At 62.5% G+C, this 24545-nt stretch carries 22 protein-coding genes; 14 read left to right on the top strand and 8 right to left on the bottom strand.

What is annotated here, in order from left to right; all coding sequences use genetic code 11:
* Window positions 1–139: 139 nt before the first annotated feature.
* The 5 genes from ACK8CP_RS05935 to ACK8CP_RS05955 form a co-directional block, all read right to left on the bottom strand.
* Entirely contained in the window at window positions 140–1390 is a 1251-nt protein-coding gene (locus ACK8CP_RS05935) for a L,D-transpeptidase family protein (RefSeq protein WP_234627921.1), read from the bottom strand.
* A gap of 241 nt (window positions 1391–1631) precedes the next feature.
* Window positions 1632–2147 carry a transcriptional regulator LdtR gene (gene ldtR, locus ACK8CP_RS05940; protein ID WP_128294017.1) on the bottom strand — a complete coding sequence of 172 codons (516 nt, stop codon included), beginning with the start codon at window positions 2145–2147 and terminating at the stop codon, window positions 1632–1634.
* Between the two features lie 257 nt (window positions 2148–2404).
* Window positions 2405–2812, bottom strand: a complete 408-nt coding sequence (locus tag ACK8CP_RS05945; protein ID WP_234627920.1) for a DUF6163 family protein — start codon at window positions 2810–2812, stop codon at window positions 2405–2407.
* The gene (locus tag ACK8CP_RS05950) at window positions 2809–3894 is read right to left on the bottom strand and encodes an enoyl-CoA hydratase/isomerase family protein (RefSeq protein ID WP_414833665.1); all 1086 of its coding nucleotides are present in this window, start codon (window positions 3892–3894) and stop codon (window positions 2809–2811) included. Before ACK8CP_RS05950 ends, ACK8CP_RS05945 begins: the two co-directional genes overlap by 4 nt.
* Complete coding sequence (locus ACK8CP_RS05955) at window positions 3876–4040, bottom strand: hypothetical protein (RefSeq protein WP_414833666.1); 165 nt, start codon at window positions 4038–4040, stop codon at window positions 3876–3878. The genes ACK8CP_RS05950 and ACK8CP_RS05955 overlap by 19 nt, the downstream gene beginning before the upstream one ends.
* A 121-nt stretch (window positions 4041–4161) precedes the next feature.
* Here ACK8CP_RS05955 and hemB point away from each other — a divergent pair, with 121 nt between their 5' ends.
* The 5 genes from hemB (at window position 4162) to ACK8CP_RS05980 (ending at window position 9373) form a co-directional block, all read left to right on the top strand.
* A complete protein-coding gene (gene hemB / locus ACK8CP_RS05960) occupies window positions 4162–5193 on the top strand; it encodes a porphobilinogen synthase (protein WP_234627918.1) in 1032 nt (343 codons plus the stop codon).
* Between the two features lie 70 nt (window positions 5194–5263).
* A complete protein-coding gene (locus ACK8CP_RS05965) occupies window positions 5264–5755 on the top strand; it encodes an RDD family protein (protein ID WP_234627917.1) in 492 nt (163 codons plus the stop codon).
* A 92-nt stretch (window positions 5756–5847) separates the two neighbouring features.
* Window positions 5848–7650 carry an SLC13 family permease gene (locus tag ACK8CP_RS05970; RefSeq protein WP_414833667.1) on the top strand — a complete coding sequence of 601 codons (1803 nt, stop codon included), beginning with the start codon at window positions 5848–5850 and terminating at the stop codon, window positions 7648–7650.
* 11 nt (window positions 7651–7661) lie between these two features.
* Window positions 7662–8408 carry an arginyltransferase gene (locus ACK8CP_RS05975; protein WP_092812433.1) on the top strand — a complete coding sequence of 249 codons (747 nt, stop codon included), beginning with the start codon at window positions 7662–7664 and terminating at the stop codon, window positions 8406–8408.
* Window positions 8402–9373 carry an endonuclease/exonuclease/phosphatase family protein gene (locus tag ACK8CP_RS05980; RefSeq protein WP_414833668.1) on the top strand — a complete coding sequence of 324 codons (972 nt, stop codon included), beginning with the start codon at window positions 8402–8404 and terminating at the stop codon, window positions 9371–9373. The genes ACK8CP_RS05975 and ACK8CP_RS05980 overlap by 7 nt, the downstream gene beginning before the upstream one ends.
* Before the next feature lie 6 nt (window positions 9374–9379).
* Here ACK8CP_RS05980 and parC read toward each other — a convergent pair whose 3' ends face one another.
* Entirely contained in the window at window positions 9380–11647 is a 2268-nt protein-coding gene (gene parC, locus ACK8CP_RS05985; protein WP_414833669.1) for a DNA topoisomerase IV subunit A, read from the bottom strand.
* A 64-nt stretch (window positions 11648–11711) separates the two neighbouring features.
* Between parC and ruvX the strand changes: the two genes are divergently transcribed.
* Window positions 11712–12194: a Holliday junction resolvase RuvX gene (gene ruvX, locus ACK8CP_RS05990; protein WP_261211722.1), complete on the top strand. Its 483-nt coding sequence runs from the start codon at window positions 11712–11714 to the stop codon at window positions 12192–12194.
* A 3-nt stretch (window positions 12195–12197) separates the two neighbouring features.
* On the opposite strand, the gene ACK8CP_RS05995 is transcribed toward ruvX, so the two are convergent.
* The gene (locus ACK8CP_RS05995; protein ID WP_414833670.1) at window positions 12198–13853 is read right to left on the bottom strand and encodes an isovaleryl-CoA dehydrogenase; all 1656 of its coding nucleotides are present in this window, start codon (window positions 13851–13853) and stop codon (window positions 12198–12200) included.
* A gap of 163 nt (window positions 13854–14016) precedes the next feature.
* Here ACK8CP_RS05995 and ACK8CP_RS06000 point away from each other — a divergent pair, with 163 nt between their 5' ends.
* Genes ACK8CP_RS06000 through dprA form a run of 4 tightly spaced genes read left to right on the top strand, consistent with a single transcriptional unit; the run spans window position 14017 to window position 18039 of the window.
* Complete coding sequence (locus tag ACK8CP_RS06000; protein ID WP_128294010.1) at window positions 14017–14958, top strand: aspartate carbamoyltransferase catalytic subunit; 942 nt, start codon at window positions 14017–14019, stop codon at window positions 14956–14958.
* A 4-nt stretch (window positions 14959–14962) separates the two neighbouring features.
* Window positions 14963–16270, top strand: coding sequence for a dihydroorotase (locus ACK8CP_RS06005; protein ID WP_128294009.1), 1308 nt, complete (start codon window positions 14963–14965; stop codon window positions 16268–16270).
* 24 nt (window positions 16271–16294) lie between these two features.
* Window positions 16295–16909 (top strand): glycerol-3-phosphate 1-O-acyltransferase PlsY, encoded by a 615-nt coding sequence (plsY, locus tag ACK8CP_RS06010; protein ID WP_234627910.1) that lies wholly within the window; start codon window positions 16295–16297, stop codon window positions 16907–16909.
* Entirely contained in the window at window positions 16906–18039 is a 1134-nt protein-coding gene (gene dprA / locus ACK8CP_RS06015) for a DNA-processing protein DprA (RefSeq protein ID WP_234627909.1), read from the top strand. Before plsY ends, dprA begins: the two co-directional genes overlap by 4 nt.
* Window positions 18040–18066: 27 nt before the next feature.
* Here the strand turns inward: dprA and ACK8CP_RS06020 are convergent, their stop codons facing one another.
* Complete coding sequence (locus ACK8CP_RS06020) at window positions 18067–18297, bottom strand: hypothetical protein (protein ID WP_234627908.1); 231 nt, start codon at window positions 18295–18297, stop codon at window positions 18067–18069.
* Between the two features lie 148 nt (window positions 18298–18445).
* Between ACK8CP_RS06020 and topA the strand changes: the two genes are divergently transcribed.
* From topA to ACK8CP_RS06040, 4 genes are read left to right on the top strand one after another with little or no spacing between them, the layout of a single operon-like run.
* The gene (topA, locus tag ACK8CP_RS06025) at window positions 18446–21079 is read left to right on the top strand and encodes a type I DNA topoisomerase (RefSeq protein ID WP_414833671.1); all 2634 of its coding nucleotides are present in this window, start codon (window positions 18446–18448) and stop codon (window positions 21077–21079) included.
* The gene (gene rnr, locus ACK8CP_RS06030; RefSeq protein ID WP_414834198.1) at window positions 21034–23379 is read left to right on the top strand and encodes a ribonuclease R; all 2346 of its coding nucleotides are present in this window, start codon (window positions 21034–21036) and stop codon (window positions 23377–23379) included. The genes topA and rnr overlap by 46 nt, the downstream gene beginning before the upstream one ends.
* A gap of 14 nt (window positions 23380–23393) precedes the next feature.
* A complete protein-coding gene (locus ACK8CP_RS06035) occupies window positions 23394–23804 on the top strand; it encodes a DUF983 domain-containing protein (RefSeq protein WP_234627905.1) in 411 nt (136 codons plus the stop codon).
* Window positions 23801–24541, top strand: a complete 741-nt coding sequence (locus ACK8CP_RS06040) for an NUDIX hydrolase (RefSeq protein ID WP_414833672.1) — start codon at window positions 23801–23803, stop codon at window positions 24539–24541. Before ACK8CP_RS06035 ends, ACK8CP_RS06040 begins: the two co-directional genes overlap by 4 nt.
* The last annotated feature ends 4 nt before the right edge of the window (window positions 24542–24545 follow it).

Here is a 24545-nt window from a genome sequence, read left to right on the forward strand (position 1 = left end):
TAAAGGGAACCCCTGCGGCAGGTCAACGCACGCCGGCCCTCGCAACGCAAGGGTACCTCCCACGCGACCGCCACGTTTCAGCATACAAAAAACCCCGCGAGGCGGGCTCGCGGGGTCGGAAATCCGATAGAGCCGAGGCTTATTGCGGCAGCGGCGAGCCGATCAGTTCTGACGGCTGATTGAGCGCTACCTCGCCCGGAGCGTCGAAATTGTAGATGTCGTCGCGGAAATGAACGACGCCATCACCTGTCGTCCAGGCCGTGAAATAGACCGTGTAGAGGGCCGGCGGGTTGGCCACATCCACATCGAGACGCTCGCCGGAGCGGATCGTCTGATCGACCGTGGCGCGCGTATACCCGTTATCCCGCAAAATCCAGGCAACGAGCTCGCGCACATTCATCACACGCACACAGCCCGACGATTCGAAGCGATAGTCCGAGCCGAAGAGGCCCTTCGACGGCGTGTCGTGCAGAAAGACCGAATACGGATTGTAGAAGTTCATGCGCACCGAACCGAGCGAGTTCTGATCGCCTGGGTCCTGCTTGAACATGTAATTGGTCGCTTCGTCGGAATGCCAGTTCACCTGGCTCGGCTGCAGCTCTTCGCCCTTCTGGGTGAAGATACGAATACGGTTGCGCGTCAGATACTCCGGATCCTTCTGCATCTTCGGGATCAGATCCTTGCGGATGATGGAGTTCGGCACCGTCCAGTACGGGTTGAAGTTGATCTCATGGATCTTGCTGGACAAAAGCGGCGTCTGCCGGTCGACCTTGCCGACCACCGCAGTGTGCCTGGAGACGACCTGTCCGTCCTCGACCACCTCGATCTGGGCACCCGGGACGTTGACCATCACATACCGGCTGGCAGGATCCTTCATCGCGGCGATGCGCTCGCGATTGACCCGCAATTGATTGAGGCGAACCTCGGCCGGAACGTTGAGCGCCTTGAAGGTGCCTGCACCGACGACGCCGTCGGCCGGAATGCCGTGGCGCTCCTGAAAGCGCATGACGGCCGACTGCACATAAGAATCGAAGGCATCGGAGCCTGTCGTCTGCCGCAAATCACCGGACGCGATGAGACGCTGACGCAGGGCCACGACATTCGGATGGCGTATGCCGATTTTGAGCGTCGGCTCGGAGGGCACGGAATTCCAGCCGCCCGAATCGACCAGGCCCTGGTACCATTCGATCGCCTGATCCATGGCAGGAACCGTGTAAGGCGACAGAATCGGTACGGTCGAAGTGACCGGCGCAGCGGTCCGGGGCCCCGTATCAAAGGATTCGCTCCATTCCGACTGATTGACGGGCATCATGTTCTGCGCCTGTGCGGCCAGCGGAAACAGAAGCGCCGCGGCGCAAAGGGAGGATCGCAGAAGCGAAAAAGCGGTCATAGGAATGGTGTGCCTCTCGTCAGACAAATGCCGGTGAATGCGCCCCCGAACGCACCCTTTGAGAACGGGATTACCATCAAGGACCCGGTCTCCACAAATGCATCGCACCCAGCGATCAACACTGTGAATCATTCGAAGCGCTCAAATGCCCACCTTTCATGGATTTATGGCCAATCCGTGATCGAAAACAAAAGGGCCCGGTCATGCCGGGCCCTGTTGCAAAGATGTCAATGTGGGTCTGTCAGAGACGATAGAGAATCTGATCAGTCCAGAACCGCTCCAACCGATGCAGGGTCTTGTTGAGGCGCTTGAAATCGTCCTCCGAAACGCCTCCGACCTTTTCGATCGAACCGATATGGCGCTCATAGAGGCGGTCGACGACATCGGCGACCTCCTTGCCCTTCTCCGTCAGCGAGACACGCACCGACCGACGGTCGACACGCGAGCGCTCGTGATAGATGTAGCCGGCGTCGACGAGCTTCTTCAGGTTATAGGAAACGTTGGAACCGAGATAATAGCCGCGTGTCCGCAACTCGCCGGCTGTCAGTTCCGCATCTCCAATATTGAAAAGAAGCAGCGCCTGGACGCTGTTCACGTCGGAGCGGCCCATCCGATCAAATTCATCTTTGATGACATCAAGCAGCCGCCGATGCAGCCGCTCCACCAAGGTCAGAGCATCAAGATAGAGTGTCTTGAGGTCCTCTGGCTCAGACTCGCCCCTCTCGTAGGCGAGCGCTGTCCGCTCTGCTAGCAACATTACGCCTCTCCGTCATTTTTCTTCAGCCTTCTCCCCGTTACTTGTGCAGGATAGAGAGCCAATTTAAATGGAGATTTAAGCGTCAGCATGAATGAAATCTTGCTCGAAAAAGGGTAAATTTTCTGCTGCCTCACGGCAAGAGGCTCTGAACGCCGACATCCGGCACCTTTTGGGGGCCCACTCGTCTGTCGACACGAGACAAAACGCCGTCATCTCTCGCGTCTCGTCAACCGCCACGAGCGGGCGTCACAGCCTTGCTACTCGTCCCGACGGCGACGGCGGTCGCCCAGGAGAACCGCGACGTAGAGGCCCATCAAGGTTGCGTGCGCGAGAATTCTCTCCTGGTGGTGTCCGTAGATATCCCGGAACAGCGTGTACATTGCGATCTCGGTGATCGCGGCCACGGCCCAGATCACCGGCCCCCACACGGCGCTGATCCACAGGCCGACGGCCGCGAGGAGGTCGAGAATGCAAAGGACGACCATCGCGGCCTGCCAGGGTCGCTCGAAGGTCAGGAAGTGACCGGCATCAAAGCCGACACCCATGATCTGCGCCGCCCTCACGAGTCCCGCAGAAAGCAGAAGCAACGCGACGACCCGCAGATAATAGCGTGTCAGGCGACCGCGATTGGGGTCGTAGTCAAGGAGATCGACAGCGTCACTCATCCCCGATCTCCCGATAAAGCGAGCTCTTCTTCGAGCGGTGCGAAATAGGCGTTGATCTCGGTCTCTTGCACATCGGCAAGGTCGGCAGGATGCCAGCGCGGAGCATGGTCTTTGTCGATCAGCTGCGCCCTCACCCCTTCGTAAAAATCCTCTCCGGCAAGGATGCGATTGACGATGCGGTATTCCAAACGCATCGCCTCGGCAAAATCCATTTGAAGGCCGAGCCGCATCTGGCACAGCGCGATCGCCAGGCTTGTCGGCGACATCCGGCCGATCGCCTGCAATGCCTTCTGGCCACGTTCCCATTCCGGCCGGTCGGCAAGACGGCTCCGAATCTCCGCAATCGAAGTCGCTGAAAAGACGCTGTCGATCCGCTCGGCATCACCGGCCAGGCCAGATCGGACTTCCCCTGGGGCCTGCGCATATCTCTCGATGACCTGCCAGTGATCGTCCTCGCGTGCGAGTTCGTCGATCAGCGCGTCGAAACTTCGCCCTGGCACGGCATGCGTGGCGATACCGCTCCAGAGGCAGTCATCACGACCAATGCGGCTTCCAGTCAAAGCGAGAAAGGTCCCGATGGAACATGGCAGCCGGGGAAGAAAATGCGTCGCGCCGACATCGGGGAAGAAACCGATGCCGACCTCAGGCATGGCGAAGCTGATCCGTTCGCCGGCAAGACGCACGCTTCCATGAACCGAAATGCCAAAACCTCCGCCCATGACGATGCCGTCGAGCAAGGCGATGTAGGGTTTGGGATAGGTCTTGATGAGGTGGTTGAGGCGGTATTCCTCTTGAAAGAAGGTCAGAGGAAGCGGTCCACCTTCCGCCTTCGCCCAGAATCCAGCCTCCCAAAGGCGGTGCAGATCGCCGCCCGCTGAAAAGGCTTTCTCGTCGAGCGAGCGGATCGCCACATGCGCGACCTCGTCGTCGTCGCGCCATGCGTTCAGCGCCCGCAGCAGGGCCTGGACCATATCAAGGTTGAGTGCATTCAAGGCGCGGCCGCGGTTGAGGCTGATGAGACCCAGCCGGCCACGCTTCTCGATACGGACGTCGTCTTCGGCTTTCAGCATCTCAGCGGCCATTTCATCTGGCATCCGTTCTTCATCGTGGGCGAAAGCGACGGAGGCGCTTCGGTGAGCAGCTCCGCAGGCAGCGCCATTTTGTCGCGCTCGATGCTCTGCACGCCCGCCATGAGCGGAAGCGGATCGCCGCAAAGGTCAAATTCCATGCCGGAGCTTTATGCAGCACCCGATCGAGCGTCAATGACGCCGCGGTTTTGCAAAGGAGCCATTCCCTTGGCGCGGCCTTTACGCGGGTCTATGGTCCGCGCGACGAAACCGGGGGTTTCCATGAACTTGTCCTTTCACAGTGACGCGCTGCCCGATGTCGACCGGATCACCGGGCGGCGGCGCATGCGCCGCAATCGCCGCACCGACTGGTCGCGGCGTCTTATTCGCGAAAACCGTCTCTCGCTCGACGATCTGATCTGGCCGATCTTCGTCATCGAAGGCGAGAACACATGCGAATCCGTCCCTTCGATGCCGGGCGTGGAGCGCTTTTCGGTCGATCTCGCAGTCAAAGCCGCAGAGCGTGCGAGAGATCTCGGCATTCCGGTACTCGCGCTCTTCCCGAATACGCATCCGGAAAAGCGTGACGATCAAGGCAGCGAGGCGCTCAACGATTCCAACCTCATCTGCCGCGCATGCCGGGAGATCAAGAAAGCGGTCCCCGAAGTCGGCCTTTTGACCGACGTCGCGCTCGATCCCTATACGAGCCACGGCCATGACGGCCTTCTACGCGAAGGTCAGATCGTCAACGACGAAAGCGTGTCGGTGCTTGCCCGTCAGGCATTGGTGCAGGCGCAGGCCGGCTGCGACATCGTCGCGCCGTCCGACATGATGGACGGGCGCGTCGGCGCCATCCGCGAAACGCTGGACGCCGCCGGCTACGGTCATGTGCAGATCGTCGCGTACACCGCGAAATACGCCTCGGCCTTCTATGGGCCGTTCCGCGACGCCGTCGGCTCCGGAACCATGCTGTCGGGCGACAAGAAGACCTATCAGATGGATCCCGCCAATTCGGACGAGGCTTTGCGCGAGGCCGAACTCGACATCGCCGAGGGCGCCGACATGATCATGGTGAAGCCAGGGCTTCCCTATCTCGATATCATCCGACGCCTGAAAGATACGTTCGGCATGCCGACCGTCGCCTACAATACGTCTGGCGAGTATTCGATGATCCAGGCAGCCGCCGCGAATGGCTGGCTCGACGGCGAGCGGGCGATGATGGAGCAGCTGGTCGCGTTCAAGCGGGCGGGTGCCGATTCCATCCTCACTTATTTCGCGCCACGCGCCGCAGAGATCCTACGCGCCAGCCTCTGAAAGCTGCGCCTGGCAGAACTTGAAGCCGAGCATGGGCCTCCCCACTTCCTCAGGATCGAAGGAGAGGCCCATGACTGCAATCCACGACGTGATCGACCTGGACGAGACTCGGATGCTTGATCCGACACAGCATCCCGAGCTCTACGACAATGTCAGAACGCGCCGTATTTCGGCCTTTCTGGTCGATGCCGTCATCATGGTCGTGCTGATGACCGTATCGTTCGTCGCCATCACCTTCCTTGGCCTCTTCACACTCGGCCTCGGCTGGCTTCTCTTCGGGCTGATCTGGCCCGTCGTCCCGATCCTCTACACGATGTTCACCCTGGGCAGCTCCGAATCGGCCACGCCCGGGATGCGCGCCATGGGGATCGAGATGCGCACGTTCGACGGCGGGCGCATGTACAGCCTCCTCGCCTTCGTTCATGCTGTCCTCTTCTGGTTCTCGGTGACGGTGCTGACGCCCTTTGTTCTGCTTGTTTCCCTGTTCTCTCCGCGCAAAAGGCTTCTCCACGACATCGTTCTTGGAACGACGGTCATCCGCAGGGATGACGGCCGGCTTTGAGGCGCGCCAAGCGTCCGTCCCTCGCCGATCGCCGCGACAATCTGGGATTGTAGGGTCTTGACTCCGCCGGTACTTTGCCGACGGAGCCGGGCATGACTTTTTCCGATTTGCAGATGTGGCTCACCTTCGGGGTGATCGCACTGACCATCGTTGGCTTTTCGCTCGAGCGCGTGGCGGTCGAGACGACCGCGCTCGCCTCGCTGGTTCTGCTGACGCTCGTCTTCGTCGTTGCTCCCGGGGCCTTCGGCCTGTCCTCCCCGTTGTCGTTTGAAGATCTGCTGCAGGGCTTCGCCAACCCCGCCCTCGTGGCGGTGCTCAGCCTCATCGTGGTGGGGCAAGGTCTGTTTCAGACCGGCGCGCTCGACGCTCCGAGCCGGCACCTTGCGCGCAACACCCGCCTGCCGCCATCTGCGGTCTTCATACTCCTCATCGTCTTTGCGGGCGCACTTTCGGCCTTCCTCAACAACACGCCCGTCGTGGTGATGATGATCCCGGTGCTGATGTCGCTCGCCCGTGAGCAGCGGATCTCACCGGCGAAGCTTCTCATGGCGATGAATTTTGCGACCATCATCGGCGGCTCGACGACATTGATCGGCTCGTCGACCAATCTTCTGGTCGCGCAGGTGGCGCATCACGAAGCCGGCATCAATCTCCGGCTCTTCGATCTCACGGCGCCCGGACTTGCAATCGCCGCTGTGGCAGTTCCCTACATCCTGTTCGTCATTCCCCGGTTCTTCGGGAAACGTCCCCAGGAAGCGGTCAAGTTCGCGAGCGGCAAGCAGTTCATCACCGAAATCGTTCTGCCGGAGGGGCATCCGCTCGTCGGCATGCGCTCGGTCGCCGGATTGTTCCCAGGGCTTCGCGACGTCACCGTCCGCCTGGTGCGGCGCGGCACCGCCATCCACCTGCCTCCTTTCGAAGATCTCGAGCTGCAGCCGGGCGACCTCGCCGTGTTCAGCGGTGTGCGCGAGGATCTGGCCCGTCACGGCATCATCAAACCGGCGCGTGGCGAACGCGGAGCCGATACCGCCGGCGGCGGCACGCATTCCGTCGGCGAGGCGATCGTGGCGCCCGGAGGCCGCATCATCGGCCGTTCGCCGGCCGAGACGGGTATCGAGCAGACGAGCGGCATCAATGTCGTCGCCGTCGAACGCCGCGGCCGCATGTCCCGTCAGGCGTTCTCGGAAGTTCGCCTGGAAGAAGGCGATGTGCTGCTGCTCTCGGGGACTGACGCATCGTTCGATCGGCTGCGGGGCAGCCGCGATCTGCTTCTCCTCGAAAAATCGTTCGCACCTCTGCCGGCCCGACGCGATTCGCTTCGCTCGATCCTCATCTTCACAGGTCTTGTCGTTCTCGCCGCGACCGGGCTCGTTCCCATCGCGATCGCAGCGCTTGGTGCGGCCCTCCTGATGCTCGTCTTCGGCTGCCTCAACATTCGCCAGGCGCGGCGGGCCTTCGACAGCCGCATTTTCATGTTGATTGGCGCCTCGATCGCCCTGGCGACCGCGCTGGAGCGGACGGGCGGCGCGCAATTCCTGGCGGAGCACCTCGTCGCGATCACGGAACATGGAGGGCCGCGTCTGCTGCTCTCGGCGCTCTTCGCGTTGATCGCGATCCTCACCAACGTCTTGTCGAACAATGCGACAGCCGTGCTTTTCACGCCAATCGCGGTCTCAGCGGCCGCGGCCATCGGGGCTCCGGCCCTGCCCTTCGTCATGGCCGTGATCTTCGCCGCCAACGCATCGTTTGCGACACCGATCGGGTACCAGACGAATCTCCTCGTCATGGGCCCGGGAAATTATCGTTTCGTCGATTTCCTCTTGGCGGGCGGACCGCTCACCATCATTTCATGGCTTGTGTTTTCACTGTTCGCGCCGTGGTATTATGGCATCTGAGTGAGGTTCATATGACGCGGCCGATTGCAGAAGCTCAGCAATTCTATCTCACGGCCCCCGGCCCCTGCCCCTATCTTCCCGGTCGGCAGGAACGCAAAGTCTTCACCCAGCTCGCGGGACCGCATTCGGCGCCTTTGAACGACATTTTGAGCCAGGGCGGCTTCCGGCGCAGTCAGACGATCGCCTATCGCCCGGCCTGTGACCGCTGCGCGGCCTGCGTGTCGGTTCGGGTCTGCGCCGACCTTTTTTCTCCGACGCGCTCGATGCGTCGAATCACGCAGCGCAATCGCGATCTCGTCTCCGACTGGCGCGACAACATCGCAACCACCGATCAGTATTCTCTCTTCTACCGATATCTCGAAGAGCGCCATTCCGGTGGCGGCATGCTGCAGATGACGGTTCTCGATTATTCGCTCATGGTCGAAGACAGCCATGTCGAGACGAAGCTCGTCGAATACCGGCGCCGCACCGCCGACAGCGCCACCGGACGGCGGGGCGACGGCGAACTCATCGCCTGCGCTCTGACCGACGTGCTCGCCGACGGGCTCTCGATGGTCTATTCGTTCTTCGACCCGGAGGCGAAAGACCGCTCCCTCGGCACCTTCATCATCCTCGATCACATCGAGCGCGCCAAGCGGCTCGGAAAGCCCTATGTCTATCTCGGCTATTGGGTCGAGGGTTCCCGAAAGATGGCGTACAAATCGCGTTTCCGACCGCAGGAACGGCTGACCATGCGAGGCTGGGAACGCTTTTGCTGAGATTTCTCGTGTGGGTGGGGCTCGTCGGTGTGATGCTGGCGAGCCTGATCAGCTTTGGCGGCTATTGGTGGCCGTCGCTCGACAGCATCAATCACTTCCGGCCCTTTCTCTTTGCTGGGTTCGCGCTTGTCGCGGCACTCGCCCTCTTTGCCCGCTTGAGGCTGGCCTTCGCACTCGGCGTCTTCCTCGTTCTCGCCCAAGGCTGGTTCCTGATCGCGGAGATTTTGCCCGAAGCGCATTTCGGAAGCATCGCGGCCGAGACCGCTGGCGTTCCTCTGAAAGTGATCAGTTTCAACATGCTCGACAAACGCGTCGACGCTGCGGGGCTCGCCCGGATGGTCGAGCGGGAGCGCCCGGACGTCCTCGTCTTGATCGAGGCCTGGCCCAATACGGCGCATGTTCTGGCGGAGCTGAAGCCTTTTCTGCCCTATCGGCTCGATTGCTTCTCAGCGCATTTCTGCGACGTCGCGATCCTTACCCGCCATCCGTTCACCAAGACCTATGTGTGGGATCCTCCTGCCGGCGAGCCGCGGGAAAACAACGTCTCGCTCATGAGCGTCACGTTTGAGAAGGACGGCATTCCCGTCACCGTCTGGGGCACGCATCTCGACTGGCCGGTACCGGCGCGCGGCCAGACGATGCAGTTTGAGGCCATGAGGAAGGATCTGCAGGATGCCGGACCCAACACGATCCTCGCGGGCGACTTCAATTCAACGCCGTGGTCCTTTGCCTTGCAGAGATTCGGAGCGGCGATCCCGTTGCACCGTATCACGCGCGCTATGCCGACCTGGCCGAGCGAAAAGGCCGTCTTTCGCGGCCGTCACTCGGTTCGCGCCTTCGGCCCCTTCATGCCGCTCGACCATATCTTCATCGGAAAAGCCATCCGCAAAACCGATGTGAGACGGGGCCCCTATCTCGGTTCCGACCATTACCCGGTGATCGCCGACCTCAAACTTGTCGACTGATCGCCCTCAGGACGCGGGGCTGAAGCGGTTCGACTTCGGAAAACCCTGCGGTGCCATCCGTCCCGCCTGCGCGCGTTCACCGAGCCACTCAGACAGATCGCCATAAGAGCGCGCATGCGTACGGCCGGCAGAATCGCTCCAGGAGAGACCCTGTTCGCCTTCGAAGACGCGCACGTCCGAAATGCCGCCATCCTTGTAGCGCTGCAGTCTGACGCCCTTGCCGCGGGTCATTTCCGGCAGCTGCTCCCTTGGGAAAATCAGAAGCTTGCGGTTCTCTCCAATGACGGCGACATGGTCGCCGGCGGCCGGAACGCAAATCCGGGCCTCATCCGATCCCGATACATTCAATATCTGCCGGCCCTTACGAGTGTTTGCTACCATATCGCTTTCGGCGATAATGAAGCCATTTCCGACGGATGATGCGACGAGGCGTTTTACCTGAGGGTCGTGCACGAAGGCGGCAAGGACGTCGCTGTCCTTGTCCATCTCCACCATGAGCCGGACCGGCTCTCCCTGGCCGCGGCCGCCGGGCAGCCGGGCGGCCTCGAGGGTGAATGCCTTACCGCCGGTGGAAAAGAACAAGATCTTGTCGGTCGTGTGCGCCGGGAACGCGATCTTGAGACGGTCGCCTTCCTTGAAGCTCAGCGACGAGAAATCGGTCATATGGCCGCGCATGGTGCGCAGCCAGCCCTTTTCAGACAGGATGACCGTGATCGGCTCGCGCTCGATCATCGCCTGCTGGATCTCCTCGACGTCGATCTCCGGGGCATCGGCAAACGTCGTGCGCCGGCGACCGATCTCGGTGTCCGGACCGAACTTCTTCTTCACTGAAGAAATTTCGAAAGAGACGCATTTCCACTGCCGCTCTTCCGATTCAAGGAGGCCCGTCAGATCCGTCTGCTCGGCGGTCAGAGCCTCGTGCTCCTTGCGGATCTCGATCTCTTCGAGCTTCCTCAAAGCGCGCAGGCGCATATTGAGGATCGCCTCCGCCTGGACATCGGTCAAATCGAAGGCCTGCATCAGCTCCGGCTTGGGCTCGTCGCTTTCGCGGATGATGCGGATCACCTCGTCGAGGTTGAGATAGGCAATAAGATAGCCGCCCAGAATTTCCAGACGGTGGGCGATCTTATCCAAACGATGGCGGGTGCGGCGCAGAAGCACGTCGCGCCGGTGGTGCAACCATTCGTTCAAGACGTCTCGCAAGGACATCACCTTCGGCACGCGGCCTTGCGAGATGACGTTCATGTTGAGCGAGAAGCGCACTTCGAGATCGGCACGCTTGAAAAGCGATTCCATCATCAGGTCAGGATCGACCGTGCGGCTCTTCGGCTCGATGACGATGCGCACGTCCTCCGCGCTCTCGTCCCGAACATCGCCGACGAGGGGCAATTTGCGGGCCTCGATCTGGCTCGCGATCTGCTCGATCAGCCGCCCCTTCTGCACCTGATAGGGGATTTCAGTGATGATCGCGGACCAGGTGCCGCGGCTGCCTTCCTCTTTTTCCCAGCGCGCACGCACGCGCATCATGCCGCGCCCGGTCGAATAGGCTTCCAGCCGATCGGAGGCGGGAGAGACGATGACGCCACCGGTCGGGAAATCCGGACCCGGGACGAATTCGAGCAGCTTCTCCGCACTCGCATTCGGGTGCTTGATGAGGTGGAGAGCCGCGTCGCACAATTCGGCCGCGTTGTGCGGAGGAATGTTCGTGGCCATGCCGACGGCGATGCCCGACGCGCCGTTCGCCAGAAGGTTCGGGAACGCTCCCGGAAGGACGACCGGCTCCTCGTCCTCGCCATCATAGGTGGCGCGAAAATCGACGGCGTTCTCGTCGATGCCTTCAAGCAGAAGGTTCGCAACCTCGGTCAGCCGCGCTTCGGTGTAGCGCATGGCAGCGGCATTATCGCCGTCGACATTGCCGAAATTGCCCTGCCCGTCGACGAGCGGATAGCGGACCGCAAAGCTTTGCGCGAGGCGGACCATGGCGTCGTAGATCGCCTGGTCGCCGTGTGGGTGAAAATTACCCATCACTTCGCCGACGACCTTCGCCGACTTTTTGAAGCCCGAGCCCGGCAGAAGCCGCATCAGACGCATGGCATGCAGGATGCGCCGATGGACGGGCTTCAGCCCGTCGCGCACATCCGGCAGCGCCCGATTCATGATCGTCGACAGCGCATAGGCGAGATAGCGCTCTTCAAGCGCTTCACGCAGATTGATGGGGACGATGTTCTCGTCGCCCTCGCCTCCGCCTGGAGGCGGAATCAGTTCCTTGCCCATGGCGCCCTATGTGGCGAATTCTTGAAGCCGCGACAATGCACGCGGGCCGTGCTAGGCGAATCGAATGGCTGCTGACCTCACAATCGAAGAGTTTTCCACCGCCGCCCCCATGGGAACGCGGCTTGCGGGTCTCGACCTCGGGACAAAGACCATCGGGATCGCCGTTTCGGATCCGGGACAGAACGTCGCGAGCCCCGTGACGACGATCCGCCGCGTCAAGTTCGGACAGGATGCGGCGAGCCTCCTGTCACTGTGCACGACGGAGAGAATCGGCGGTCTCGTCCTCGGCCTGCCCGTCAACATGGACGGCAGCGAGGGCCCGCGCTGTCAGGCGACGCGTGCCTTCGTCCGCAATCTGAAGACGCTCACGGATTTGCCGATCACCTTGTGGGACGAGCGCATGTCCACGATGGCGGTCGAAAGGGCGATGATCGAGGCCGACCTGTCCCGGCGCAAACGTGCCGAGCGGGTCGATGCCGCGGCGGCCGCCTATATTCTGCAAGGTGCACTCGATCGGCTGGCGACATTGCGGCGCCAGCGCGTCTGAGGATCAAGGCTCCGGAAATGCATAATCCAGGAGCGCCCGCATGTTGAAGCGCCGGTCCAGCATTCCATAGGTCGAGCGCCAGGGCCGCCCGAGCCGCGTCTCGATGAAGGCATCGGCGAAGACGGGCGGGAAATCGCGCCGCAGCGCGGCCGCAGCCGCCGTCAGCGCCAATTGCTCGGTCAGTACGCGCGCGCTTCCCTCGTCCTCCATGGCGACCTCGGCCGCCGCCGCGAGAACATCGACGGCCGCACGGCCATTGTGGCCGAGTTCCTGGCGGAAGCTTTCAAGAACCATCGCCAGGATCTGAGGATCGCGGCCCAGTACGCGCAGGACGTCGAGCGCCATGACGTTGCCGGAGCCTTCCCAGATGGCGTTGACCGGCGCCTCGCGCACCAGACGTGGCATGATGCTTTCCTCGACATAGCCATTGCCGCCGAGGCACTCCATCGTCTCGGCCAGGAAGGGCTGCGCCGATTTGCAGATCCAGTATTTTGCGACCGGCGTCATCAACCGCGCGAAGGCTTCTTCCTCGGGCCTGTCGGCGGCGAGATCGAAAGCTTCTGCAAGACGGAAGGACAAAGCAACTGCCGCGGCAAGATCCAGCGTCAGATCGCACAAGACCCTCTGCATCAGAGGCTTATCGAGAAGTTCTGAACCAAAAACATGGCGATGGCGACAATGGTGGACGGCTTCGGCAAGCCCGGCGCGCATGAGCCCGGTCGAGGCGACAGCGCAATCGAGGCGCGTATAGGTCACCATTTCGATGATGGTTCGCACGCCCTTGCCTTCTTCGCCCACCATCCAGGCATGAGCGCCATCGAATTCCGCCTCCGACGAGGCGTTGGAGCGATTGCCGAGCTTGTCCTTCAAGCGCTCGAAGCGGATGGTGTTCGCCGTTCCGTCCGGCAAAAAACGCGGCATCAGGAAGCAGCTCAGACCGTTTTCGGTCTGTGCAAGGACGAGGAAGGCATCCGACATCGGGGCCGACATGAACCATTTGTGGCCCGTCAAACGGTGGAAGCCCTGGTTCGTCGGCTCTGCATGGGTGCGGTTCTGGCGCACATCCGTGCCGCCCTGCTTTTCCGTCATGCCCATGCCGATCGTCACGCCCTGCTTTTCCGCAGGATTGCGCGAGGCACGGTCGTAGGTGCGCGACAGGAGCCGCGGTCCCCATTCGCTCAAGAGATCCGGGCTGTGGCGCAAGCTGGCGACCGACGCATTCGTCATCGTCATCGGACAAATATGCCCGCACTCGGCCTGCGCAGTCATATAGAGCCGAGCGGCACGGGCCCGGTGGCGGACGGGTTCTTCCTCGCCGCCACGCTCCCAGACCGAGCAATGCAGGCCCGAGGCGACCGAGCGACGCATCAAGGCGTGATAGGCCGGATGGAATTCGACCTCGTTGATGCGCCGGCCCCAGGCATCGTAACGCTTCAATTCCGGCAGATCGCTGTTGGCGAGGCGCGCGAATTCGCGGGCCTCGCCGCTCCCCCAGAAGCGGCCGTTCTGCTGTAGATTCTCGCGGATCGGATCGGCGAACCCGGCGCACATCAGATCGAGGAGCGGGTCCGTTTGAAACAGGTCAAGATTGATGCGCGGCGGCGTCTGATTGAACACCGCATGCGTGGCATCCCGGCCCGGATTCATTGTCTCTGTCATAGGGTGAGCCTGCACGAATCTGCATAATATTAAAGCTTTTTCCGCAGAGCTTTAAGCGCCGCTCACAGGCCCGTGTCGGGGCTGCAAACGTAGGGGAAAAACGCCGCGGCGGGCGGCTCCCATGTTGCCGTCTTGGACGATTGTGCCTATAGGCACCCCTTTAATGACCCCAGCATCCTCTTTCCCCCATCAGCACCTTCTCGGTATTGAAGGGCTGTCTCCGCTCGAGATCGGTTCGCTTTTAGATCTCGCTGAGGAGCAAATCGCCGTCTCTCGCCAGATTGAAAAGAAGAAGCAGACCCTGCGCGGACGCACGCAGATCAATCTGTTCTTCGAGGCGTCGACACGAACGCAATCGAGTTTCGAGCTCGCCGGCAAACGGCTCGGCGCCGATGTCATGAACATGGCCGTCTCGTCTTCCTCCGTGAAGAAGGGCGAGACCCTGATCGACACGGCGATGACCCTGAACGCCATGCGACCGGACATTCTGGTGGTCCGCCATCATGCGGCGGGCGCCGTCGAGCTTCTTGCGCAGAAGGTCGAATGTTCGGTGATCAACGCTGGCGACGGTGCCCACGAGCATCCCACGCAGGCGCTCCTCGACGCTCTCACGATCCGCCGCCACAAAGGCCGCCTCGACGGGCTCACCGTCGCGATCTGCGGCGACATTCGTCATTCGCGCGTCGCACGCTCCAACATCCTGCTGCTCATGGTGATGGGCGCACGGATCCGGCTGATCGCGCCGTCGACATTGTTGCCGTCCAACATCGAATGCTACGGCGCGGACGTCTTCAACGACATGCGCACCGGCCTCAAGGACGCCGACGTCGTCATGATGCTGCGCCTCCAGCGGGAGCGCATGACCGCCGCTTACGTCCCGAGCATCCGAGAGTATTTCCGCTATTACGGGCTCGACGAGGAAAAGCTCGCCCTCGCCCGCCCGGATGCGTTGGTCATGCATCCAGGCCCGATGAATCGCGGCGTTGAGATCGATCCACTCGTCGCCGATGGCCCGCAAAGCGTGATCCGCGAACAAGTGGAGATGGGCGTGGCCGTCCGAATGGCCGTCCTCGAAGCCCTCGCCCAACACCTGCCCAATCACTGATCCAATGGCCCGTCCAATTCTTCTCACCAATGCCCGCATCGTCGATCCCGCACGCGGTCTCGACAGCCCAGGCGCCGTCGTCGTCTCCGACGGGCGCATCGTCGCCGCGGGTCCCGAAGCTCATAACCACGGTGTCCCCGAAGGCTGGGAGGTGGTCGACTGCACCGGCAAGACGATCATTCCGGGCCTGGTCGATATGCGGGTCTTCGTAGGCGAACCCGGCGCCGAACATCTGGAAACGCTGGAAACCGCAAGCCGTGCGGCGGCGGCCGGCGGCGTCACCACAATCGTCACCATGCCGGACACGGATCCGGTGATCGACGATCCCGCCCTCGTCGATTTCGTCCTGCGCCGCGCCACGCACAACGCGCTCGTGCACGTTCATCCGATGGCGGCGATCAGCAAGGGCCTCAAGGGAGATGAACTCTCCGAGTTCGGTCTCCTCAAGGACGCCGGCGCGGTCGCCTTTTCCGAGGGGCGAAAATCCCTTCGTTCCGCCCAGGTGATGCGCAATGCCCTCACCTATGCCCGCGATTTCGACGCGCTCATCGTCCATCACACCCAGGATGCCGACCTCGCCCGTGCGGGGGTCATGAATGCCGGCGAAGTTGCGACGCGGCTCGGGCTTCCGGGGATTCCGCGGGAAGCGGAAACGATCATGCTCGACCGCGACCTGCGGCTGGCGAAACTCACCCGCGGGCGCTACCACGCCGCCCAGCTCTCCTGCGCGGACTCCATCGCCGTGCTGCGCCAGGCAAAAGAGAATGGTGTGGGCGTGACAGCGGGAGCAGCGATCGCGCATCTCGCTTTGAACGAGGGCGATATCGGGTCGTACCGAACGTTCTTCAAAATGTCGCCTCCGCTCAGAAGCGAGGATGACCGGCAGGCGATGGTGGCAGCGCTCGCCGACGGCACGCTCGACGTCATCGTCTCCGGGCACGATCCGCAGGACGTGGAAGGAAAGCGGCAGCCATTCGCGGAGGCAGCGGACGGAGCTGTGGGCCTGGAAACCCTCCTCTCGGTCGGCTTGCGTCTCGTCCATAGCGGAGAGGTCCCTCTCATACGTCTCATCGAAGCGATGGCGACGACGCCCGCCCGCCTTCTCGGTCTGCCGGTTGGGACACTTCGCCCTGGCGCGCCGGCGGATCTCGCGATCGTCGATCTCGACAAGCCATGGGTCGTGAAGGAAGAAAGCCTGCATTCCCGCTCGAAGAACACCTGCTTCGAAGGGGCGCGACTGACTGGCCGGGTGGTTCGCACACTGGTTGCCGGCAAAACCGTCTATCCTTATGGAGAAGGGCAACGGAATTAGGCCACAGAAACGGGGGCAGAAGCTGTGACCGCCGATGCGAGCAATTGGACACTTCTCCTGCCAACCCTGATCGGCGGCCTTGTTCTCGGCTACCTCTTCGGGTCCATCCCCTCCGGCCTGATCCTCTCGCGGCTGGCCGGGTTCGGCGACATTCGCAAGATCGGCTCCGGCAATATCGGAGCCACCAACGTTTTGCGGACCGGCAACAAGAAGCTCGCGGCCGCGACGCTTCTGGCGGATGCGCTCAAGGGTACGATCCCCATTCTCATTGCCTGGCAATGGGGCTTTGAGCCAGCGCTGGCCGCGGCCTTCGGCGCCTTTCTCGGGCATTGCTTTCCGGTCTGGCTCGGCTTCAGGGGCGGCAAAGGCGTCGCCACCTTCTTCGGCATTCTTCTGCCGCTCTCCTGGCCAACGCTGATTGCCGCGGCGGCGATCTGGATCGGGACCGCCTGGTTCACGCGCTATTCGTCCCTTGCGGCGCTGCTGACGAGTGCATTGACGCCTGTCATCCTGTTCGTCAGCGGCCAGACGCTCCTGGCCGAGCTCTTCCTCGCGGTCACTTTCATCTTGTGGTTCCGGCATCGGGAGAACCTTCGGCGTCTCCTCAACGGCACCGAATCGAAGATCGGGCAGAAGTGAGCACGCCGCCCCCGGAAGGCGTTCGCCTGACGGCAGAGCAGCGACGGGCCTGGCTGCGTCTCATCCGGAGCGAAAATGTCGGTCCGCAGACATTTCGTTCTCTTATCAATCATTTCGGCTCAGCCTCTGCGGCCCTCGAAGCGCTTCCTGATCTCTCCCGCCGGGGCGGCGCGAGACGCAACATCCGGATCGCCAGCGAGGACGATATCGACCGCGAGCTCGCCGCGGCAGAGCGTGCCGGCGCACGCTTCATCGGCATGGGCGAACCGGACTACCCGCCGTGGCTGCGTCATGCCGACCAGCCACCGCCTCTTCTTTGCATGCGGGGTGCATCCGAGGTTCTGGCCCGCCCGGCCATTGCCATCGTCGGCGCCCGCAATGCCTCCCTCGCCGGGCAAAGGATGGCGCAGCGTCTCGCATCCGGGCTTGGAGAGGCCGGTTTCTCGATCGTTTCCGGCCTTGCCCGCGGCATCGATCAGAGTGCGCACCAGGCCGCTCTTGCGACGGGGACCGTCGCCGTCTTTGCCGGCGGCGTCGACGTCGTCTATCCGGAGGAACATCGTCCCCTTCTCGACAAGATCCTCGCGCAGCGGGGCGCCGCAATCAGCGAAATGGCGATGAGCTGGCAGCCGCGGGCACGCGACTTTCCGCGGCGCAACCGAATTATCGCAGGCATGAGCCTTGCGACCGTCGTCGTGGAAGCCGCAGAAAGGTCGGGCTCACTCATCACCGCACGCCTCGCGCTCGAACAAAACCGCGAGGTCATGGCCGTCCCCGGATCGCCCCTCGACCCTCGTGCGGCCGGCACCAATCGCCTCCTAAAACAGGGGGCCCATCTGATCACGGAGGCTGCCGACGTCATCGAGGCCTTGCCGCAAGTCCTCGCACCGCCCACGCGAGAGGGTTTCGAACTCCCGCCTGAGGAGCCCGAAAAGCAACCTCTGATTGAACCAGCAAATGATGATCGCAGTCGCATCCTCGAGGCGCTCGGGCCGACGCCGGTGCATGTCGACGAGTTGATCGCGCATACAAGGCTGCCTGCCCGCCTCGTGGCTGTCGTCCTCTTGGAACTCGAGCTTGCCGGGCGCCTGGAGCGACATCCGGGTGGCCGGATCTCGCTCATCTACTGAAGCAGGGTCGCCACCCACCCTCTGCGTTCAGTTTTGAGGATTGATATCATTCACATTTTCTTCCGTGGCTTCCCGCCAGGCCTCAAGGACGACCATCTCGATGAGATAAGCGAGAAATGGCAGATTCGCCTCATCGGCGCGGCGGCGCCATTGGCTTGCCTCGACAGCGATATCCTCGGCTAAATCCCGCCGTTCCTGTTCATTCAATGTCTGCAAGGCGCGGTGCATCTTCGGCACGATTCGTAAATCAATGTACACGCTTTAGTTGATTTTAAGCTAAGAGAACAGGGGGCGAAAGTGCGCCGCCGACCCACCTTGTCGTCCCGTGGCCTTGACCGCGCCTGTTTCCCAATCCAAGTGAGGCCGTGCGCGTGCCGCCTGTTTCCCCGCCCAATGGAGTACCCGTATGGACCTCGTGATTGTCGAATCGCCCGCTAAGGCGAAGACGATCAATAAGTATCTCGGACCCGATTATCGGGTGCTCGCCTCCTATGGGCATGTGAGAGATTTGCCTTCCAAGGACGGCTCGGTGCGGCCCGACGAGGACTTCGCCATGTCGTGGGAAGTCGCGGACAAGGCCAAGAAGCGTTTGAGCGACATCGCGGAAGCGGCCAAGTCGGCCGACCGCATCCTGCTCGCCACTGACCCCGATCGCGAAGGCGAAGCCATATCCTGGCACGTGCTCGAGGTGCTGCGCTCCCGCAAAGGCTTGAAGGACAAGCCCGTGGCCCGCGTCGTCTTCAACGCCATCACCAAGCGCGCAGTGGAAGAGGCGATGGCGCATCCGCGCATGATCGACGATGCGCTGGTAGAGGCTTACCTCGCCCGCCGCGCACTCGATTATCTCGTCGGCTTTTCCCTGTCGCCGGTCCTATGGCGCAAGCTGCCGGGCGCGCGTTCCGCCGGACGCGTGCAATCGGTGGCGCTGCGTCTCGTATGCGAGCGCGAATCGGAAATCGAACGGTTTCGGCCGCAGGAATATTGGTCGCTGGCGGCCAATCTCGCGACACCGGCCAAGGATACCTTTGTCGCCCGTCTCGTCGCTGCAGACGGCAAGAAGCTGACCAAGCTCTCCATTGGTGACGAGGCGCAGGCGAAAAGTCTGAAGACCCTTCTCGAAGGGGCAGACTTTTCCGTCGCGAGCGTCGAATCGAAACCGCATTCGCGCAATCCGCAGCCGCCTTTCACCACCTCGACCCTGCAACAGGAAGCGCAGCGCAAGCTCGGCTTCGATGCGAGTCGCACGATGCAGGTCGCCCAGCGCCTCTATGAGGGCGTGGATATCGGCGGCGAGACGATCGGCCTCATCACTTATATGCGAACCGACGGCGTCGACATGGCACCGGAAGCGGTCGCGGCCGTGCGCGATCTGATCAGTGGCGATTTCGGCAAGCGCTATCTGCCCGACCAGCCGCGGCGCTATTTCGTCAAGGCGAAGAACGCGCAGGAGGCGCACGAAGCGATCCGGCCGACAGATCCGGCGCGCTTGCCCGCCCATGTCGAACGTCAGCTCGATCGCGATCAGGCCAGGCTCTACGAGCTCATCTGGAAGCGCACCGTCGCCAGCCAAATGAGCTCTGCAGAGATGGAGCGCACGACAATCGAAGTCGATGCGAAGAACGGCGAACATCGCCTCGGCCTTCGAGCGACGGGTTCGGTGGTGCGCTTCGACGGCTTTCTGACCCTCTACCAGGAGGGTCGCGACGACCCCGACGAGGAGGAGGATGGGCGTCTGCCGGCCGTCACCGCCGGCGATGGTCTCGACGCGAAATCCGTCAGTGCCGATCAGCACTTTACCGAGCCACCTCCCCGCTACACGGAAGCCTCTCTCATCAAGAAGATGGAAGAGCTCGGTATCGGCCGCCCGTCCACTTACGCGCAGACGATGACCGTTCTGCGCGATCGCGGCTACGTGCGGATGGACAAGCGGCGCCTCATGCCGGAGGACAAGGGCCGGCTCGTGACGGCCTTCCTGGAGAGCTTTTTCCGGCGCTATGTGGAGTACGACTTCACCGCCGATCTTGAAGAGAAGCTCGACAAGGTGTCCGCCGGCGAACTCTCCTGGCAGGCGGTGCTGCGCGATTTCTGGCGCGACTTTCAGGGCAATCTGGACGACATCAAGGACATCCGCGTCTCGGAGGTTCTCGAAGCACTCAACGAAATGCTGGGCGACTTCGTCTTCCCGCCCCGCGAAGATGGCAGCGACCCGCGCAGCTGCCCCAGCTGCGGCGACGGTAAGCTGTCGTTGAAGCTCGGGCGTTTCGGCGCCTTCATCGGCTGCTCCAACTATCCCGAGTGCCGGTACACGCGCCAGATCACCGAGCCCGATGCGGAGGGCGAGGTCGCGCAACAGGCGATGACCGCGGAAGGCATGCAGCTCGGCGAGGATCCGGAGAGCGGAGAATCGGTGATTTTGCGCTCCGGCCGATTCGGCCCCTATGTTCAGCTCGGTCCCGATCCCGCGAAAGGCGAAGAAAAACCGAAGCGCTCGAGCCTGCCGCGCGGCTGGCAGGCCGACGAGATGACGCTCGAAAAAGCCCTTCAACTGCTCTCGCTGCCCCGCGAGATCGGCAGCCATCCGGAAACCGGCAAGCCGATCACGGCGGGTCTCGGGCGCTACGGCCCGTTCGTCTCGCACGATGGCAAATATGCCAATCTGGAGAGCATCGAAGACGTGTTCACCGTGGGCGCAAACCGAGCCATCTCTCTCCTCGCCGAGAAGAAAGGGCGCGGGCGTTCCGGCGCCAAAGAGCTGAAGGCGCTTGGCGAGCATCCCGATGGCGGCGCGGTCGCCGTGATGGAGGGCCGCTATGGCCCCTACGTCAATCACGGTAAGATCAACGCGACACTGCCGAAGGACAAGGATCCGCAGACGATCACGCTGGAAGAAGCGCTCGAGCTGATCGAGGCCAAGGCGGCGAAGGGTGGCAAGACGAAGAAGGCCACCGCTCGCAAGACGCCAGCCAAGAAAAGCACGGCCAAGAAGCCGGCTGCATCCAAAACCAAAAGCACCAAGGCGAAAGCCAAGGCAGAAGGCTGAGCTTGCCGAAGAAACCCAAAAGCACACGTCCGCGCCTGCCAAGCGAGCAGGATATCCTGAACTTTGTCCAAGACTCCGAGGGCAAGGTGGGCAAGCGGGAGATTGCGCGTGCTTTTGGGATCACCGGCCCCGACCGCGTGGCGCTCAAGCGCACCCTCAAGCAGATGGCGGACGAAGGCCTGATCGCCTCGCCGCGTAAGGCGATCAGGGCATCCGGCACGCTGCCCTCCGTCACCGTCTTGCGCGTGATCGACGTCGACGACGATGGCGATCTGGTTGGGACGCCAGAGCAATGGGATGAGGCGGAAGGCAAACCTCCACGTGTGAGATTGCCGTTGCCCCCGGCCGGCAAGCGACGCGGCAAGCCCACGGCAGGTGTCGGCGACCGGGTTCTGACCCGCATCGAGCGAAGCGGACACGACGGCCCATATCGCGGCCGGATCATGAAGCTTTTGGAGCGCGTGCCCGACCGGATTGTCGGCATCTTCAAAGCAGACCCCGGCGAACAGGGCGGCGGACGCATCGTGCCCACGAACCGGCGCGCGAAGGAATACATCGTGCCGCCCAGCGAAGCTGCCGGCGCGGTGGATGGTGAGCTCGTTGCCGTCGAGCCGCTGTCGAAGAAGCGTCTCGGGCTGCCGTCGGCGCGGGTGTCAGAGCGCATCGGCGATGTCTCTTCCGAGAAGGCGATCAGCCTGATCGCGCTCGAGGAAAACAACATCCCCTACGTCTTCCCTCAGCGGGTGATCGACGAGGCGGAGGCCGCAAAGCCGGCCGGGATGGAGCACCGGAACGACTGGCGCGATCTTCCTCTCATCACCATCGATCCGGCCGATGCCCGCGACCACGACGATGCGGTGTATGCGAAGCCCGATCCCGACAACGAGGGCGGCCATATCGTCACCGTGGCGATCGCCGATGTGGCCTATTACGTGCGCCCCGGCTCGGCCATGGACAAGGAAGCCGTGAAGCGCGGCAATTCCGTCTATTTCCCGGGCCGGGTCGTGCCGATGCTGCCGGAGCGCATCTCCAACGATTTGTGCTCGCTGCGCGAAGGAGAAGACCGGCCGGCGCTCGCCGTGCGTATGGTCTTCGACAAGAACGGCCGCAAGACGTCGCACCGCTTCAGCCGCATCATGATGCGCTCGGCGGCAGCGCTCTCCTATGAAGAGAGCCAGGCGGCGATCGATGGACGTCCCAACGAGCGCACGCAGCCGCTGTTGGACACCGTCCTGAAGCCGTTGTGGGATGCCTACGAGGTGCTGAAGGCAGGGCGAGATTCGCGCGAGCCACTCGAACTCGACGTGCCGGAACGCAAGGTCCAGCTCGACGAGAGCGGCGCCATTCAGCGCGTCTATGTGCCGCCGCGCCTGGACGCACACAAGCTCATCGAAGAATTCATGATCCAGGCGAATGTGGCAGCGGCCGAAGAGCTGGAAGGCCGCAATTCTCCGCTCGTCTACCGGATCCACGACGAGCCATCCTTCGACAAGCTGGAAGGGCTGCGCGATTTTCTCGGGTCGCTCGACATGAGCCTTCCGAAAAAGGGCAATCTGCGCCCGTCCGAATTCAACACCATCCTGAAGAACGTCGCCGACACGGCGCATTCGATTCTGGTCAACGAAGTGGTGCTGCGCTCGCAGAGCCAGGCACAATACTCCACGCAGAATATCGGCCATTTCGGACTCAATCTGCGCCGCTATGCGCATTTCACCTCGCCGATCCGGCGCTACGCCGACCTTTTGGTGCACCGCGCCCTGATTTCGGCTCTCGGCGCCGGCGAAGGCGGCCTCGGCAATATGGACGAGGCGGCGATGGAGAAAATTGCCGCGGAGATTTCGCTCGCCGAGCGTCGCGCGATGACGGCCGAGCGAGACACGCTCGATCGTCTCGTAGCCTCCTGGCTTTCAGAACGGGTGGGCGCGCGCTTCTTCGGTCGAATCCGCGGCGTGACCCGAGCCGGTCTCTTCGTCGAACTGGAAGAAAGCGGTGCGGACGGATTCGTGCCGATCTCCACGCTCGGCAGTGAGTTCTTCATCTATGACGAGACGCTGCACAGGCTCTACGGCGCCGATAGCGGCGCCACATACCAGCTCGGCGATCGTGTGGAAGTGCGCCTTGCCGAGGCGACCCCCTATGCCGGGGATCTGAGGCTCGAGATGTTGAGCGAGGGCGCACGCGGCAAGCCCGGCGGAAGGCCCTCGGGGCATAACAATGCCGGGCGCAAACGCCCTGGCACCACGAGGCCACGGGGACCCCGAAGCCCCAAAAGGGGAGCCCCTTCCCGAAAACGCAAATAGCGGAAAGGACGCGTATGAAGCGACCACGCCCAGTGATCGGCTCCATTCTCCGGGGGATTGCCGGCCGGTGTCCGCAATGCGGAAAAGGTTCTCTCTTCCATGGCTTCCTGAAAGTGCCCGACGCCTGCTCGGTCTGCGGCGAAGAGCTGCATCACCATCGCGCCGACGATGCCCCACCCTATTTCATCATTCTCATCGTGGGGCATGTGATTGTGGCGATGGCGCTTGCCGTGGAGCTGATGTTTCAACCTCCGATCTGGGTGCACATGGCGCTGTGGGTGCCGCTCGCCACGCTTCTCTCGCTTGCCCTTCTGCGTCCGGTCAAAGGTGGTGTGATCGGCCTGCAATGGGCGCTTCGGATGCACGGCTTCGATCCGGAAAACGCCGATGCCGCCGACAAGAACGTCGATACGGCCTGGCAATGAGCACTGCGCAGGAGTTCGAGCAGCCGCAACAGGCGTCGGAAAAACCGCCTCGGCTGCGCCCAAAACCCGCGGCCACCTTGATCATTCTGAGCGGCGAGAGGGGCAAATGGCGCGTCCTCATGGGCAAGCGCTCCGAACACCACGCCTTCATGCCCGGCAAGTACGTCTTTCCCGGAGGACGCGTCGAGCGTAGCGATTATTCCGCAGCGATGGCGAGCGATCTCGACCCGGTGGTGGCGGCCAAACTGAAAGCGGGGCGAGCCGGATGCGCGACACACCGCCAGGCGCGCGCACTCGCGCTTGCTGCGATCCGGGAGACCTTCGAAGAAACCGGATATCTGGTGGGCGAGAAAGCCGAAGCGGCAGCCGATGCGGCTCGGCCATCCAATCCGGCTTGGCGGGCCTTCACGAATGCCGGTGCCCTTCCCTCACTTTCTCCAATGCGTCTGATCGCCCGGGCCATCACGCCGCCGGGTCGGACACGGCGCTTCGACGCACGGTTCTTTGCGGTGTTCGAAGATTCGGTCGTCGGCCGTCAGGAGAGCCTCGACAAAGAGCTGTTGGAACCGCGCTGGCTGACATTCGAAGAGGCCTACGAAACCGGACTCGCAAATATCACCCGGCGCGTCCTGGCGGATCTTGCAGCGCGTCTGGACGAGGATCCCGACCTGCAGCCAGGAGCTGGCGTTCCCTTCCATTTTATGCATTACGGTCGCAGACAGAGCGAGATTCTCTAGGAGT

The sequence above is a fragment of the Afifella sp. YEN Y35 genome (assembly GCF_047553465.1).
GTDB classification, from domain to species: Bacteria; Pseudomonadota; Alphaproteobacteria; order Rhizobiales; family Afifellaceae; genus Afifella; species Afifella aestuarii.

Coding starts and splice junctions, on each gene's coding strand:
- ACK8CP_RS05935 (WP_234627921.1), bottom strand. CDS start 1,390: ATGACCGCTTTTTCGCTTCTGCGATCCTCCCTTTGCGCCGCGGCGCTT.
- ldtR (WP_128294017.1), bottom strand. CDS start 2,147: ATGTTGCTAGCAGAGCGGACAGCGCTCGCCTACGAGAGGGGCGAGTCT.
- ACK8CP_RS05945 (WP_234627920.1), bottom strand. CDS start 2,812: ATGAGTGACGCTGTCGATCTCCTTGACTACGACCCCAATCGCGGTCGC.
- ACK8CP_RS05950 (WP_414833665.1), bottom strand. CDS start 3,894: ATGGCCGCTGAGATGCTGAAAGCCGAAGACGACGTCCGTATCGAGAAG.
- ACK8CP_RS05955 (WP_414833666.1), bottom strand. CDS start 4,040: ATGGAATTTGACCTTTGCGGCGATCCGCTTCCGCTCATGGCGGGCGTG.
- hemB (WP_234627918.1), top strand. CDS start 4,162: ATGAACTTGTCCTTTCACAGTGACGCGCTGCCCGATGTCGACCGGATC.
- ACK8CP_RS05965 (WP_234627917.1), top strand. CDS start 5,264: ATGACTGCAATCCACGACGTGATCGACCTGGACGAGACTCGGATGCTT.
- ACK8CP_RS05970 (WP_414833667.1), top strand. CDS start 5,848: ATGACTTTTTCCGATTTGCAGATGTGGCTCACCTTCGGGGTGATCGCA.
- ACK8CP_RS05975 (WP_092812433.1), top strand. CDS start 7,662: ATGACGCGGCCGATTGCAGAAGCTCAGCAATTCTATCTCACGGCCCCC.
- parC (WP_414833669.1), bottom strand. CDS start 11,647: ATGGGCAAGGAACTGATTCCGCCTCCAGGCGGAGGCGAGGGCGACGAG.
- ruvX (WP_261211722.1), top strand. CDS start 11,712: ATGGCTGCTGACCTCACAATCGAAGAGTTTTCCACCGCCGCCCCCATG.
- ACK8CP_RS05995 (WP_414833670.1), bottom strand. CDS start 13,853: ATGACAGAGACAATGAATCCGGGCCGGGATGCCACGCATGCGGTGTTC.
- ACK8CP_RS06000 (WP_128294010.1), top strand. CDS start 14,017: ATGACCCCAGCATCCTCTTTCCCCCATCAGCACCTTCTCGGTATTGAA.
- ACK8CP_RS06005 (WP_128294009.1), top strand. CDS start 14,963: ATGGCCCGTCCAATTCTTCTCACCAATGCCCGCATCGTCGATCCCGCA.
- topA (WP_414833671.1), top strand. CDS start 18,446: ATGGACCTCGTGATTGTCGAATCGCCCGCTAAGGCGAAGACGATCAAT.
- ACK8CP_RS06035 (WP_234627905.1), top strand. CDS start 23,394: ATGAAGCGACCACGCCCAGTGATCGGCTCCATTCTCCGGGGGATTGCC.
- ACK8CP_RS06040 (WP_414833672.1), top strand. CDS start 23,801: ATGAGCACTGCGCAGGAGTTCGAGCAGCCGCAACAGGCGTCGGAAAAA.